15 protein-coding genes are annotated in these 13,827 nt (G+C 69.0%); 7 read left to right on the top strand and 8 right to left on the bottom strand.

Features of this window, described 5'->3' with window-relative positions:
- The 3 genes from HOQ08_RS14700 to HOQ08_RS14690 form a co-directional block, all read right to left on the bottom strand.
- Nucleotides 1–105 (bottom strand): hypothetical protein (locus HOQ08_RS14700; RefSeq protein WP_291196533.1); only part of this gene is annotated, 105 nt, incomplete at its 3' end.
- Nucleotides 106–145: 40 nt separating this feature from the next.
- On the bottom strand, nt 146–2,362 hold the full coding sequence (locus tag HOQ08_RS14695) for a polysaccharide biosynthesis tyrosine autokinase (protein WP_291196530.1): 2,217 nt from the start codon (nt 2,360–2,362) through the stop codon (nt 146–148).
- A gap of 25 nt (nt 2,363–2,387) precedes the next feature.
- Nucleotides 2,388–2,822, bottom strand: coding sequence for a low molecular weight protein-tyrosine-phosphatase (locus HOQ08_RS14690; protein WP_291196527.1), 435 nt, complete (start codon nt 2,820–2,822; stop codon nt 2,388–2,390).
- A gap of 313 nt (nt 2,823–3,135) precedes the next feature.
- Here HOQ08_RS14690 and HOQ08_RS14685 point away from each other — a divergent pair, with 313 nt between their 5' ends.
- Nucleotides 3,136–3,399, top strand: a complete 264-nt coding sequence (locus HOQ08_RS14685) for a hypothetical protein (protein ID WP_291196524.1) — start codon at nt 3,136–3,138, stop codon at nt 3,397–3,399.
- A 91-nt stretch (nt 3,400–3,490) separates the two neighbouring features.
- Complete coding sequence (locus tag HOQ08_RS14680) at nt 3,491–4,573, top strand: polysaccharide biosynthesis/export family protein (RefSeq protein WP_291196521.1); 1,083 nt, start codon at nt 3,491–3,493, stop codon at nt 4,571–4,573.
- Between the two features lie 126 nt (nt 4,574–4,699).
- On the opposite strand, the gene HOQ08_RS14675 is transcribed toward HOQ08_RS14680, so the two are convergent.
- The gene (locus HOQ08_RS14675) at nt 4,700–5,041 is read right to left on the bottom strand and encodes a Rieske 2Fe-2S domain-containing protein (protein WP_291196518.1); all 342 of its coding nucleotides are present in this window, start codon (nt 5,039–5,041) and stop codon (nt 4,700–4,702) included.
- A gap of 75 nt (nt 5,042–5,116) precedes the next feature.
- Here HOQ08_RS14675 and HOQ08_RS14670 point away from each other — a divergent pair, with 75 nt between their 5' ends.
- The 5 genes from HOQ08_RS14670 to HOQ08_RS14650 all read left to right on the top strand — a co-directional run bounded on the left by HOQ08_RS14670 (nt 5,117) and on the right by HOQ08_RS14650 (nt 9,365).
- Nucleotides 5,117–5,392, top strand: a complete 276-nt coding sequence (locus HOQ08_RS14670; RefSeq protein WP_291196515.1) for a hypothetical protein — start codon at nt 5,117–5,119, stop codon at nt 5,390–5,392.
- A 72-nt stretch (nt 5,393–5,464) separates the two neighbouring features.
- On the top strand, nt 5,465–6,337 hold the full coding sequence (locus HOQ08_RS14665) for a methylated-DNA--[protein]-cysteine S-methyltransferase (RefSeq protein ID WP_291196512.1): 873 nt from the start codon (nt 5,465–5,467) through the stop codon (nt 6,335–6,337).
- Between the two features lie 329 nt (nt 6,338–6,666).
- Nucleotides 6,667–6,912: a hypothetical protein gene (locus tag HOQ08_RS14660; protein WP_291196509.1), complete on the top strand. Its 246-nt coding sequence runs from the start codon at nt 6,667–6,669 to the stop codon at nt 6,910–6,912.
- A 25-nt stretch (nt 6,913–6,937) separates the two neighbouring features.
- Nucleotides 6,938–7,846 carry a drug/metabolite exporter YedA gene (gene yedA, locus HOQ08_RS14655; RefSeq protein ID WP_291196505.1) on the top strand — a complete coding sequence of 303 codons (909 nt, stop codon included), beginning with the start codon at nt 6,938–6,940 and terminating at the stop codon, nt 7,844–7,846.
- Nucleotides 7,847–7,949: 103 nt separating this feature from the next.
- A complete protein-coding gene (locus HOQ08_RS14650) occupies nt 7,950–9,365 on the top strand; it encodes a TIGR00366 family protein (protein WP_291196503.1) in 1,416 nt (471 codons plus the stop codon).
- Nucleotides 9,366–9,428: 63 nt separating this feature from the next.
- Here HOQ08_RS14650 and HOQ08_RS14645 read toward each other — a convergent pair whose 3' ends face one another.
- From HOQ08_RS14645 to HOQ08_RS14630, 4 genes are all read right to left on the bottom strand, one after another.
- A complete protein-coding gene (locus HOQ08_RS14645) occupies nt 9,429–10,745 on the bottom strand; it encodes an ABC transporter permease (protein WP_291196500.1) in 1,317 nt (438 codons plus the stop codon).
- 13 nt (nt 10,746–10,758) lie between these two features.
- Complete coding sequence (locus HOQ08_RS14640) at nt 10,759–11,925, bottom strand: ABC transporter permease (protein WP_291196497.1); 1,167 nt, start codon at nt 11,923–11,925, stop codon at nt 10,759–10,761.
- A gap of 10 nt (nt 11,926–11,935) precedes the next feature.
- Entirely contained in the window at nt 11,936–12,622 is a 687-nt protein-coding gene (locus HOQ08_RS14635; RefSeq protein WP_291196494.1) for an ABC transporter ATP-binding protein, read from the bottom strand.
- Between the two features lie 91 nt (nt 12,623–12,713).
- On the bottom strand, nt 12,714–13,827 hold a 1,114-nt coding region (locus HOQ08_RS14630), incomplete at its 5' end, for an efflux RND transporter periplasmic adaptor subunit (RefSeq protein WP_291196492.1).

Below are 13,827 nucleotides of genomic sequence, written 5' to 3'. Positions count from 1 at the left end.
CTTGGCCGCGTCCACGTCCACGCACAGCACGTGGTTGCCCATCTCCGCCAGGCAGGTGCCGGTGACCAGGCCGACGTAGCCGGTGCCGAAGAGCGTGACTTTCAGTGTCATGCGATATTCCTTTGCTTGGTGTGCGTGAGTCCGGTCAGGCCTTGGCGCCGGCGTACTCGTAGTACGCGTAGGCGTAGTAGCCCGCGCTGCGCTTTTCGACGGCATTGAAGATCGCGCCCTTGACCGGCACGCCGTTCTGCTCGAAGCGCTGCTTGGCCAGCGCGATCTCGCGCGCCTGGTTGATGGCGAAGCGCACCACCATCAGGCTGGTGCCGACGTGGTGGCCGATCACCGCGGCATCGGTCACCGCAAGGACCGGCGGCGTGTCGATGATGATCAGGTCGAAGCGCGGCTTGAGCTTCTCCAGCAGCGCGGTGAAGTGCGCATGCATCAGCAGCTCCGAGGGGTTGGGCGGCACCTTGCCGCGCGAGATGAAGTAGAGGTTGTTGGCGCCCTCCACCGTGCGTACCGCCTCCGACAGGCCGATCTGTCCGGAAATCAACTCGGACAGGCCCTGTTCCGGGCGCCCGCCGACCACGGCGTGCAGCGCGCCCTTGCGCATGTCCGCATCGATCAGCAGTACGCGCTGGCCGGCCTGCGCGATCACCGCCGCGAGGTTGGCGCCGACGAAGGTCTTGCCCGCCGCAGGGCCGGGGCTGGAGATCATCAACAGGTTGTTCTTCGCTTCGAGCCGGGCGAAGTGCAGGCTGGTACGCAGGCTGCGCAGCGCCTCCACCGCCAGGTCGTCCGGCGCGCTCTGCGCCAGCAGGCGCTGGGCATGCGCCCCCCTCCGCAGCTTGCCGCCGTGCGCCGAGATCTCGCGCTCCGCGGCGGAGAGCGGCACGCAGGCGTAGACCGGCAGGCCGACGTGTTCGATCGCGGCCAGGTCTTCCACACCACGGTTGAGCAGCTGGCGGATGAAGATGAAGGCGAGCGCCAGCAGGCCGCCCAGCACGGTGCCGCACAGCACCAGGATCAGCTTCGGCGGCCACACCGGCTTGTTGATGTTGGTCGCGGCCGCATCGACCACGCGTACGTTGCCGACCGTGCCGGCGCGGGCGATGTCCAGCTGCTGCGCCTGGTTGAGCAGGTTGGTGTAGGTCTCGTTGCTGACCTGCACGTCGCGGGTCAGGCGCAGCAGTTCCTGCTGCGTGTCAGGCAGATGGCCGACCTGCTTCTCCAGTGCGTTCTTCTTGCCCTGCAGCTGGCCGATCTGCGCGGCGAGCGCCTGGTAGGTCGGATGGTTGGAAGTGAACTTGCGCTCGACGTCGGCCATCTGCATGCGCAGGTTCTCGATCTGCGTATCCAGCGCCACGGTCTGGTCCAGCAGTCCCTTGGTCTGCAGGCTGATGTCGACCGAGTGCGCGCGCATCTGGAAGGCGTTCAGCGCGGCGGTCGCCTTCTCCAGATCCATCTTCACCTTGGGCAGCTGCTCGCGGACGAACTTGAGGCTGTTGGCCGCTTCGGCGGAGTTGCGCTCCACGTTCTGCTGCACGTACAGCGTGCTGATCTGGTCGAGCAGCTGGGTGGCCAGCACGGGATCGGGGTTGTCGTAGGTCAGCACGATGATGCCCGAGTCCTTGGCCGCCTCGACCGCCTGCACCGCCTTCTGCAGCGAGGCGATGGTGTTCAGGTGCGAGTGCCGCGCCACATCGAACACCATGCCCGGATTGGCATGCAGCGACTGCACCTGCATGGTGATGCCGTTGCCGGTGGCCGACTGCCCGGTCCGGCCCTGCAGCAGCGTGTTGCCGTCGTCGTCGGTGAGCGTGTAGGCACCATGCTCGCCGGCGATCACGTGCAGCGGCTTGTCCAGCAATGCCGACGGAACGTCGAGCTGGAAGACGTCCAGTTCCGAGCCTCCCCAGTCATAGCCGTCCAGGCCCAGGAGAGGCGGCGCCACGTCGCCGGGCATCTGCGGGTCGTAGTGGCGCGACATGTAGCCGCCGATCACGGGGAACTGCTCCGGCTGCACCGTGATGTCGAGCTTGAGGTTGTTCACCGCCTGCCCGATCACCGTGCGGGAGGTGATCAGGGCGATCTCGGTGGTGGCCTGCGAGGTGGAGGCGCCCAGTGTCTGGGTGAGGTCGTCCAGCCCGGGCAGGCTGGGAACCTTCTGTTCAACCTGCACGGTGGCGGTCGATTCGTAGATCGGCCTGGCCAGCGTCACGTACAGCACGCTGACGACGAGGAAGACCGCGGTGACGCCGACGATCAGCCACTTGTGGTCGAGCAGCGTGCCGAGCAGCGCATGCAGGTCGATGTCGTCATCGCGACGCGGTGAGGACGGAAAACTCTGTTTGGTGGTCATAGCCCGGTTCCTAGGCTGGAGGGGTTCACAGGTAGCGCAGCCAACTGCCGACGCCACGTTCGATTGAGGCGTGTACTTGCTTGAACACACGGCGCGAGCATCGATAGGGATCAGGCACGTCGCCGCCGTCGTGCCACTTGTCGAACAGGAACACCTTGCCGCTGGCCTCCGGGGCGAGCTGCACCACCGAATTGAGCTGCCGGCGTTCCATCGTCAGGATCAGGTCCGCGTCGCGCAGCATCGTGGGCTCGAGCTGGCGCGCACGGTGATTGCTGGCATCGATGCCGCCGTCCTTGAGCAGCGCGATCGCGTTCTCATCCATCGGCCGGCCCACCAGCGCGCCGAGGCCGGCGCTGCTGACGCGAATGTCGCGTTCGCCCAGTTCGCGGCGGAACAGGAATTCCGCCACCGGGCTGCGGCACACGTTGCCAAGGCAAACCACCAGGATGTTGTTGAACACGAATCGCGCGCTCCCGAAACCCAGGACCCTGCGGCCCTGCCGGACACCCCGCCCCGGACAGGCACGCCGACAGCGCCGAACCGGGCGGGAAAGAAGCTGGAAGTCTAATCTCCTGTTCCGTGAAAAAATCATGTTGGACATTGCCTTCATTTAAGTGAAGAAAATGAAGTTTCGGATGCATCTTTTCTTCACGAAACATGGCCTCAGCAAATAGCCAACTTGCAGACCCCGCTTTCTCGCTGCATTCACGAGCCTTGGCGCTAGAGTCGTCGAGCCCGCTTGGCAACAACCCACTTTCGGGGGCTACCACACCATGCAGATCCTGAAGCTCGCGCTTCCACTTGCCGGCATGCTCATGGCCGGCCAGGCCTTGGCGCACAAGGTTTCGCGTACTATGGTCACGTCCGCGGCAGCCGTCCGCCTGGCGCCCGCGCAGACCGACACCAATCCGGCCGCGCTGCTGGACGGCATTGCCGGGCGAAGCGCTCCCGGCATCACCATGACGCCGGCCCTGACACCGCGCGCAATGCCGACAAAAAGCACCGAAACTAGCACGCGCATAACCCGCCACCATTAGACAAAAACGCCATATCGCGGGCATGAACGGCAGCCCCGTTCATTATTTCGTCACGATTATCCCGCGGCGGCTCCTGGAGAAAGGACGCAATATGAAAACGCTACCCGCAGTAGCCATCCTTCTTTTCGCCATCGTGCTGAACGGCTGCGCCATCGTGCCCGGCCAACGCATGGACGAGGGCGCGCTGCAGCGCGAGGACAGCCACGTCAAGCTGGTGCAGATCACGCCCGAGCTGGTCGAGAACGACCAGGCGCAGGCCGCGATCCCGCAGGAGCTGCTCTCCTACCAGCCGGAGGACTACCGCATCGGGTCGGGCGATACGCTCTACATCACCGTGTGGGACCACCCCGAGCTGACCTCGCCCGCTGGCTCGCAGCAGCAGACGGTCGCCAACGGCCGCCTGGTGCGCCCGGACGGCACGCTGTTCTATCCGTATGCGGGCACGATCAAGGCGGCAGGACTGACCATCGAGGAACTGCGCCTGCTGCTGACCAAGAAACTCAGCAGCTTCGTGCGCCAGCCGCAGGTGGACGTCAGCGTGGTCGGCTACGGCAGCCACCGCATCACGCTGGAGGGTGCGTTCCAGCACACCGATGCGCAGGTGATGAATGCCGTGCCGGTGACGCTGTCGCAGGCGATCGGCGCCGCGGGCATCGACTCGCAGCAGGCCGACTTGTCGGGCCTGACCCTGACCCGCGACGGCAAGACCTACAGGCTGGACCTGACCAAGCTCAACCAGGCCGAGGGTAACCAGGCCATCTACCTGAAGCCCGGCGACAAGGTGTTCCTGCCCTACAACGACAGCAAGGAGGTGTATGTCGTGGGCGAGGTGATGCGCCCGCAGGCGATCACCTTCAAGACCACGGACCTCACGCTCACCCAGGCGCTGGGCCGCGCCGGCGGCCTGAGCCAGGTGACCTCCTCGGGCAACGCCGTGTACGTGATCCGCGGCTCGCAGAAGCTCAGCCAGACGCCGGCGGAGGTGTTCCACCTCAACGCCCGCTCGCCGGCATCCTACGTCCTGGCGGACAACTTCAGGGTGGAACCGGGCGACGTGGTGTTCGTCGGTGCCTCGGCCATCACCAAGTGGAACCGCGTGCTGGCCCAGTTGCTGCCGCTGTCGGGCTTCATCTACCAGACGACCTTGTCGGTGGACAAGGCGAACAACCCCTGACGTCGCGTTCGGCTGGCGGGCCACGGATGGCTCGCCAGGCATGGACAAGGGCCCGGCCGCGCGTCGGGCCCTTTTTTATTGAGCCCTCTCCACTACCCTGACCTTATGCCCACGGCCAGCGAAAGCTCAGGGACCGGCCAGCCATACGATCCCGCGTTCCACCCGCACGGCGACGGGACGCAGCGACTGCCCGCGGCAGGGGCCTGCCACGCAGCATCCGTCGCTGGTGCGGAAACTCGCCCCGTGCACCGCGCAGATCAGCGCGCCGCGGCTGATCAGGAACTGTCCCGGTGCCCAGTCCAATCGACGGCCGGCATGCGGACAGACATTGACCCAGGCACGCGCGTCCTCGCCCTCGCGCAGGACGATCAGGTTCTCCGGACCGTCCGGCAACAGGGCGTCCACCGCCACGGCGGTGCCGTCGGGAATGTCGTCGAGACGGCACAACGCCTCGGGGGGTATATCCATCGGCACTTGCCTCGCGGGCGGGAAAGCCCCATGGTTCGAACGTAAGTCCTTGATTTTACCATACGGATTTTTAACATGCGCCCGTTCCAGCTGCCCCTGCACCGTTCCCGCCACCCGTTCGCACGCGCGCTGTCGCTGGTCGTGGGCGTCGCCCTGCTGGGCGTGATGCTGGTGTTCGGACTGGTCGTGGCGGGCGTGCTGCTGGTCGGCGGCGGCCTGTGGCTCGCGCTGCGCCAGTGGAACCGTGCGCGTGCGGTCGGCCGCACGGCGCCCGTGGCCGGCGGCGCGCGCGCGCCGGTGCTCGAGGGCGATTTCGTGGTGCTGCACGAAGGCCGTCCGATCGCGCGTTGACGCGCAAGAAGCGGATGGTCCGGGGCGACCGTCCCGCCTAGGCTGGCGTCACCTGGAAACCGGAACGCCGCCATGTCCGCTCTCGAACCGCTTGAACAGGCCCGTCGGTTGCTCGACGAGGCCGAAACCGCACCCAGCCTGGATACGCTGGCCAGTGCCGTTGCGCTGAGTCCCACCCACCTGCAGCGCGCCTTCCGCCGCCGCTTCGGCATGAGTCCGGCCGAATACCATCGCTCGCGCCGCTTCGGCCAGTTCAAGGCCGCCCTGCGCGAGGGTGCGGCGGTGACCGATGCGGTCTACGAGGCCGGCTTCGGTTCCGGCAGCCGCGTCTACGAGCACAGCGACCGCCTGCTCGGCATGACCCCGGCCAGCTACCGCGCCGGCGGCGCCGGGGCCAGCATCCGCTACACCACCACCGCCACGCCGCTGGGCCGGTTGCTGGTAGCCACCACCACGCGCGGCATTTGCGCGGTGACGCTGGGCGATGACGATGCCTCGCTGGAGCGCCGGCTGGCGGACGAATTCCCCCACGCCGCGCGCGAGCGCGTCGATGCCGGACGCGAGGAATGGCTGGATGCGGTGATCGCCCGCATCGCCGTCGACCTGGGCTGGAGCGACGCCGCGGCGCCGGCGATGCCGCCGCTGGACGTCGCGGCCACGGCCTTCCAGTGGCGCGTGTGGAACGCGCTCACCCGCATCCCGGCCGGGCAGACGCGCAGCTACCGCGCGCTGGCGACGGAGCTGGGCGAGCCGAAGGCCGCGCGCGCGGTCGGCAACGCCTGCGGCAACAACCGGCTCGCGCTGATCGTGCCCTGCCATCGCGTGGTGCGCGAGGACGGCTCGCTGGGCGGCTGGCGCTGGGGCGTGGAGCGCAAGCGCGAGCTGCTGGCGCGCGAGCGCGAGCGCAAGCCGCGCCTGTCGCCGCTGAAGGAACGAGCGGGCTGAAGTCCGGCAGGCCGCCAGGTTTCATCCGCCCCCTGCCCCGCCCCCAAACTGCTTGACGGGCGCTCAAGGCTGCCTTGCAGGGGTCTCGCTACCGCGAGGGCCGCACCCGGGCTATCGTGCATACTCGTGCTTCCCCCCAAGGACAGGCGTCGGCATCCCCGCCAGCCCGTGCCACGTCCGTCGCCCGAGAATCCCACGCCAGTGCACAAGCCTGCCGACCATCCCGCCGTCTCGCCCTGTCTGCTGGTGGCCGACGCGCGCGCCATGCTGGCCTTTCCTGCCGCCACGTTCGGGAGGCATACCGCAAGACGCGCGAGGACGGCTCGGTCATGCACGCCGAGGTGCACGTCGAGGATTCGCTGCTGATGGCCGGCGAGCGTCCCGAACGCGCCGCCGCCCCGTGCGGCTCGATCCATGTCCATGTGCCCGGCGCGGACGCCTGCTACGCCCGGGGCCTGGCCGCGGGCGCCGACAGCCTGGCGCCGCCCACCGACCAGCCCTATGGCGATCGCAGCGCCGGGCTGCGCGATGCCGAGGGCAAGCTCTGTCGGATCGGCACGCACTTCCGCGATTGATCTTCCCACCCTACGCACTGCATCCATGTCCGCCATCGAAGAATCCACCGCCGTCCCGCATCCGCTGGACAATCCGCGCCTGCTGATCCCGCTCGCGCTGCTGGCGCTGTACGTGATCTGGGGTTCCACCTACCTTGGCATCCGCTTCGCGCTGGAGAGCTACCCGCCGTTCCTGCTCGCCGGCGTGCGCTTCCTCGGCGCGGGCCTGGCGATGTACGGCTTCCTGCGCCTGCGCGGCGTCACGCCCCCCACGCTGCGGCAGTGGCGCAACGCGGCGGTCACCGGCGTGTTGCTGCTGCTGGGCGGCAACGGCTTGGTGTGCTACGCGGAGGAAACCGTGAGTTCCGGCATCGCCGCGGTGGCGGTGGCCAGCATGCCGCTGTTCGCCGCGGTGTTCTCCGGCATGTACGGGCAGTGGCCGAACCGGCGCGAGGCGGTCGGCCTGCTGGTCGGTTTCTTCGGCGTGGTGGTGCTCAACCTCGGCAGCGGGCTGTCCGGTTCGCGGCTGGGCGCGATCGCGCTGATCGCCGCGGCCATGTGCTGGGCGTTCGGCTCGGCCTGGAGCAGGCGCCAGGACATGCCGGCCGGCCCGATGAACACCGCCGCGCAGATGCTCTGCGCCAGCGTCGCCTTGCTGCTGGTCGGTTTCGGCACCGGCGAGCGCCTGCCCGCGCATCCCACGCTGCGCGCCACCGCGGCGGTGGTGTACCTCGCCGTGTTCGGCTCGATCATCGCCTTCAGCGCCTACCTCTACGTGCTCAGGCATGCCCGTCCCGCGCTGGCGACCAGCTACGCCTACGTCAATCCGCCGGTGGCGGTGCTGTTCGGCGTGCTGCTGGCCGGCGAGCACGTGGGGCCGTTCGACCTGGCGGGCATGGCGATCATCCTGCTGGGCGTGGGCGTGATCACGCTGGCCAAAAAGCCCGCCCGCTAGCCGCCTACCCTGCGGGGAGCAGCAGGCGGCCCGCTACCAAAGTCCGGCTTGTCCGTGCGCGGACCGCGCGCCACCATGGCCGCAGCCCGCAGCGGAGAGCGCCATGAACCCATCGCAGCAAGGCCTGTTGGCACGCGCCGCACTGCGCAGCGCGGCGTGGTCGGAACGCTGGTTTCCCGAGGCCTGGGTGTTCGGCGCGCTGGGCGTAGGCGTGGTGGCGCTGGCCGCGATGGCCTTCGGCACCACGCCCGTGGCTGCCGCGCAGGCCTTCGGCGACGGCTTCTGGAGCCTGATCCCGTTCACCATGCAGATGGCGTTCGTGGTGATCGGCGGCTACGTGGTGGCCAGCGCGCCGGCGGTGGCGCACCTGATCGACGCACTGGCGCGCGTGCCGCGCAGCGGCCGCGGCGCGGTGTGCTACGTGGGCCTGGTCAGCATGCTCGCCTCGCTGCTCTCGTGGGGCTTCTCGCTGGTGTTCGGCGGCCTGCTGGTGCGTGCGCTGGCGCGGCGCGCGGACCTGCGCATGGACTATCGCGCGGCGGGCGCCGCGGCGTACCTGGGACTGGGCGCGGTATGGGCCATGGGGTTGTCCTCCTCGGCCGCGCAGTTGCAGGCCAATCCCGCCAGCATGCCGCCCGGGCTGCTCGCGATCACCGGCGTGCTGCCTTTCACGCAGACCATCTTCCTGTGGCAGTCGCTGCTGCTCACCGCCCTGTTGATCCTCGCCTCGCTGCTGGTGTGCTGGTTCACCACGCCGATCGGCGATGCCGCGCGCACGGCGCGCGACTGCGGCGTGGCCGAGACCGACGCCGCGCCCGCACTGCCTGCGCGCACGCGGCCCGGCGAATGGCTCGAATACAGCCCGCTGCTCTCGCTGCTGATCGGTGTGCTCGGGCTGGGCTGGCTGCTACGGCGCTTCGCCAGCATGCCGGCGGCCGGCGCCATCGCCGATCTCAACACCTACAACCTGCTCTTCCTGACGGCCGGGCTGCTGCTGCACTGGCGCCCGCGCAGCTTCCTCGACGCGGTGGCGCGCGCGGTGCCGGGCACCACCGGCGTGCTGATCCAGTTTCCGCTCTATGGCGGCATCGCCGCGCTGCTCACCCATGCGCCCGGCAGCGACGGCGCGACGCTCGCCCACCGGCTTTCGGGCCTGTTCGTGCACGTGGCCAGCACCGACAGCTTCCCGCTGGTGATGGGCGCCTACTCGGCGGTGCTGGGTTTCTTCGTGCCATCCGGCGGTGGCAAGTGGCTGGTCGAGGCGCCTTACGTCATGCAGGCGGCGAACGACCTGCACGTGCACCTGGGCTGGGCGGTGCAGGTCTACAACGCCGCCGAGGCGCTGCCCAACCTGATCAACCCGTTCTGGATGCTGCCGCTGCTGGGCGTGCTGGGCCTGAAGGCGCGCGACGTGGTCGGCTTCACCTTCATCCAGCTGCTGGTGCACGTGCCGCTGGTGCTGGGGCTGCTGTGGGCACTGGGGCTGACGTTGAGCTACCTGCCGCCGGTGATGCCGTAGCGAAACGCTTCAATGATCACAACGGAGCGAGGGGCTGCCCGGCAGCCCTCGCTCCGGGAATGATCAGGACTCGCGCAGCGCCGTGGTCACCGGCAACCGGGCGGCGCGCACAGCGGGGAACAGGCCGCCGATGAAGCCGATGGCGAGCGCCCACTTGAGTCCCGTCCACAGTAGCGCCGGCGTCACGCGCAGCTGGAAGTTCAGCGAGCCGACCGTGCCCTGGGTCAGCGTGGAGGCGCTGTAGCCGTTGAACAGCGCCCACGCGATCAGTCCGCCGAGCAGGCCGCCCAGCGCCGCCAGCAGCATGGTCTCCAGCATCACAGCCACCACCACCGGCGGCCCGCGGAAGCCGATCGCGCGCAAGGTGGCGATCTCGCGTGCCCGCGCCGCGACCGCCGCGAACATGGTGTTGAGCGCGCCGAACACCGCGCCGATGCCCATGATGCCGCCCACGATCATGCCGATGATGCTGATGACCTTGGTGAAGCCCTCGGACTGCTTGCTGAAGTAGTTGAGCGTGGTGTCCACGTCCACCTGCAGGCGCGGGTCGCCTACCAGCGCGGCCTTGAACGCATCGAAGGACTTCGCATCGGTCAGGCGCACGAACACCGACGTGCGCGAGCTGCCGCGGCGGTACGCCGAGGCGATGATGTCGGCATCGCCCCACAGCTCCGAGCCGAGCGCGTTGCCCGAGTCGAAGATGCCGACCACGGTCCAGGTCTGGCTGCCCAGCTTGATCTCGTGCCCGGGCTCCAGCCCTGCGAACTGGCGCTGCGCGCCCTTGCCCGCCACCAGTTCGCGCAGGCCCGGCTTGAACTTGCGGCCGGCGACGATCTTGACGTCGGGGCGCAGCGTCCAGGCTTCGTCGCCCACGCCGCGCACCTGCACGCTGCCGTCGTCGCCACTGCCGTCCTTGAGCGGCAGGTTGGCCGCCACCACCAGCTCCGGCGAGGCGATCGGCTTGCCCGCGACGTCGCGCGCGATGCCCGGCGCCTCGGCGATCGCGGTCACGCTGGCGTGGTCGAGCACCGAGGAAACCTCGGATGCCGAACCGCCGCGCATGACCACCGCCGTATCGACGCTGCCGCTCTTGCTCAGCGTCTCGCGGTAGCCCACGCCCATCGCCAGCAGCGACACCAGCACGGCCACCACGCCGGCGATGCCCACCACCACCACCGACGAGGACCCGACGCGCTGGGGCAAGGTACTGATGCCCACGCCGGTGGCCGAGCCGGCCTGCCGGCCGACGCGCGTGAACCGCGTCCACAGGAAGAACAGCACCGCCAGTACCACCAGCGCCATCCAGGGCAGCACCGTCCAGGCGACGATGCTGAGCACGACCACGATGGCCAGCAGCAAACCACGCAGGAATGATTTCATGGAGTCCTCTCCTTCAGCGCCCGGCCAGCGCGTCGACGATGTTCAGGCGCATGGCGCGCAGCGCCGGCAGTACGCCCACCAGCAGACCGATCACGACCATCAGGCCCACGCCCAGCGCCCAGCTGCCCGGCCCCACCGGCGGCATGTTGAGCATGCCGCCGCTGCCGGCGCTCATGATCGGCCCCAGCAGCGCGGCCAGGCCCAGCCCGATCACGCCGCCCAGCAGCACCAGCAGCACCGATTCGGCCAGCACCAGGCCAAGCACCGCGGCACTGGAGAAGCCGATCGTCTTGAGCACGGCCAGCTCCGAAGTGCGCTCGCGCACCGCCTGCGCCATGGTGTTGCCGGTCAGCAGCAGCAGCGTGAAGAACACCGCGCCCATGATCGAGACCACGATGAAGCTGATGTTGCCCATCTGCTTCATCCACGAGGCCATCGCGGCCTGCTCGGTCATCGTCTTGGTCTCGTGGTCGGAGTTGGCCGACAGCGCATCGATCGCCTTGGCCACGCGGTCGGACTGGCTGGCATCGGCCACCGAGGTCACGTACCAGCCGACCTGGCCGCGGTTGTAGGGGTTGGATTCGTCGAAGTACTTCCAGTGCATCAGCACGACGCCCTGCAGGAACTGCTTGTCGTCCGGCTTGGTCGCGCGGATGATGCCGACGATGTCGAAACTCCAGTTCTTGCTGCCGTCGCGGTTGGGAAAGATGTTCGACTGCAGCGGCAGCTTGTCGCCCACCTTCCAGTGGTACTTCTTGGCCAGCGTGTCGCCGACCAGCACGCCGGTGCGGGTGACATCGAACGCCTTGCGCTCGGCCGGCGTGACGCCCACTTCCGGGTACAGGTCGATGTAGTTGGGGCTCACCGCGAAGCTGAAGACCTGGTTGTGCGGATCCTGGTAGGCGCCGCCGAACCAGTTGGCGTAGCCCACGTCCTTGACGCCGGGCACCTGCGCGATGCGCGCCTGCAGCGACTGCGGCAGGGTCTCGATGAAGGACAGCTTGGAGCCGGTCTGCAGCCGCTTGGCGCCGGCGGCGCTCTTGCCGACGTTGGCGAAGCTGTTGCGCACGCCGTCGAGCATGCCGAACAGCAGGAACGCGGTGAGGATCGACACCAGCGTCAGCAGGGTGCGCGTCTTGCGGCGGAACAGCGCGGCCCAGATCAGGTGCAGGTATTTCATGCGTGCCTCCTCAGGCGATCGCCTGCTCGACCAGCGTGCCCTTGTCCAGGTGCAGCGTGTGGTTGGCGTACTCGGCCGCCTTGGGGTCGTGGGTGACCATCACGATGGTCTTGCCGTGCTCGCGGTTGAGCGTGCGCAACAGGCCCAGTACGTCCTCGGCGGACTGGCGGTCGAGGTCGCCGGTCGGCTCGTCGCAGACCAGCAGCGTGGGATCGGAAACGATCGCGCGGGCGATCGCCACGCGCTGCTGCTGGCCGCCGGAAAGTTCGCTGGGCTTGTGCGAGGCCCGGTCGGCCAGGCCCACCAGCTGCAACGCGATCGACGCGCGCTGGCGCCGCTCGCTGGCCGAGAGCTTGGTCAGCAGCAGCGGCAGCTCCACGTTGCGCTGCGCCGAGAGCATCGGCATCAGGTTGTAGAACTGGAACACGAAGCCGACGTTGGCCGCGCGCCACTTGGCCAGAGCGCCGGCACCGAGCTGGTCGATGCGCTGGCCGCCCACGCCGATGCTGCCGGCGCTGGGCGTGTCCAGGCCGCCGATCAGGTTGAGCAGGGTGGTCTTGCCCGAGCCCGACGGGCCCATCAGCGCGAGGAAATCGCCCTCGGCGATCGCCAGGTCGATGTGGTGCAGCACTTCGACCTTCTGCTTTCCGCGCGTATAGACCTTGGCCAGGTCGCGGATTTCGATCAGGTTGCCCATGGGCTTCTCCAGTCAGCCGTGATGGTTGCTTTTGCTTCGGCAGGATTCCGCCCGCAGGCGGCTCCCCAACATCTTTCGACGGTCGGGACGGCTAGTTCTCGACACTCACCGCGCTGCCGTCGCGCAGGCCGGCCGGCGGCGAGACGACCACCGCCTCGCCCGGCTGCACGCCTGCGGGCAGCAGGCGCTGCTCACCCAGCGGCTGCGACTGCACGCGGCGCTGCTGCACATGGTCGCCTTCGACCACGAACACGGTTTCCTGGCCGTCGCGCCGCGCGATGGCCGCGGCCGGCACCAGCGCGCCACGCGGCGCCTGCGCGGCGGGCATGGGCTTGGCTTCCAGGAACGACACGCGCACGCCCATGTCCGGCACGATGCGCGCGTCCTTGATCTCCAGCGCCACGCGCACCTTCACCGTCGCCTTGCCGCGGTCGGCGGCCGGCACGATGGCGATGACGTGGGCGGGAATGCGCCAGTCCGGATAGGCGTCGAGCACCGCCTCGGCGGCCATGCGCGGCTTGACCCGGCCGATGTAGGCCTCGTTGACGTCGACGTCCACTTCGAGCGAATCCATGTCGACGATCGTGCCCACGCCGGTGCGGGTGAAGCCGCCGCCGGCCGACAACGGCGAGATGATCTCGCCGACCTGCGCCGACTTGTCGGTGACCACGCCGTCGAACGGCGCGCGCACCACGGTGTAGTCGAAATCCACCTGGGCGACCTTGGCCTGGGCCTGCGCCGCTTCGGCCTGCCTGCGTTGCGCGGCGACCTGCGCGGCCAGCGCCTCGACCTGGGTGTGCGCCTGTTCGGCGGCCTGCCTGGCCACCAGCCCGCGGCCGACCAGCGCCTCCTGCCGAGCCGCGTCGTGCCGGGCCTGCGCCAGTTGCGCCTGCAGCTGGCCGACCTGCGCCTGCGCGGCGCGGGCACTGGCCTGGGCCGCATTCAGGCTGGCGCGGTAGGCGCTGTCTTCCAGCCGCGCGAGCACCTGGCCCTTGCTGACGTGGTCGCCCTCTTCGATCAGCACCGCGGTAAGGGTGCCGGTGATCTGGGCCGACACCGTCGCCTGCCGCCGCGCGGTGACGTAGCCGGTCGCCTGCAGCACAGCGCCGGCCCCGCCGCCGCTGCTGGGTGCGGTCGCCGTGGCGGTGCGCACGGCGACCGCGCGCTGGGCGAACAGCCACCAGCCGCCGACGCCCAGCGCCAGC

Source organism: Frateuria sp. (assembly GCF_013362045.1).
Lineage (GTDB): Bacteria > Pseudomonadota > Gammaproteobacteria > Xanthomonadales > Rhodanobacteraceae > Frateuria_A.
The sequence above is the reverse complement of the archived record's forward strand: the minus strand, read 5'-3'. Positions and strand labels throughout refer to the sequence as shown.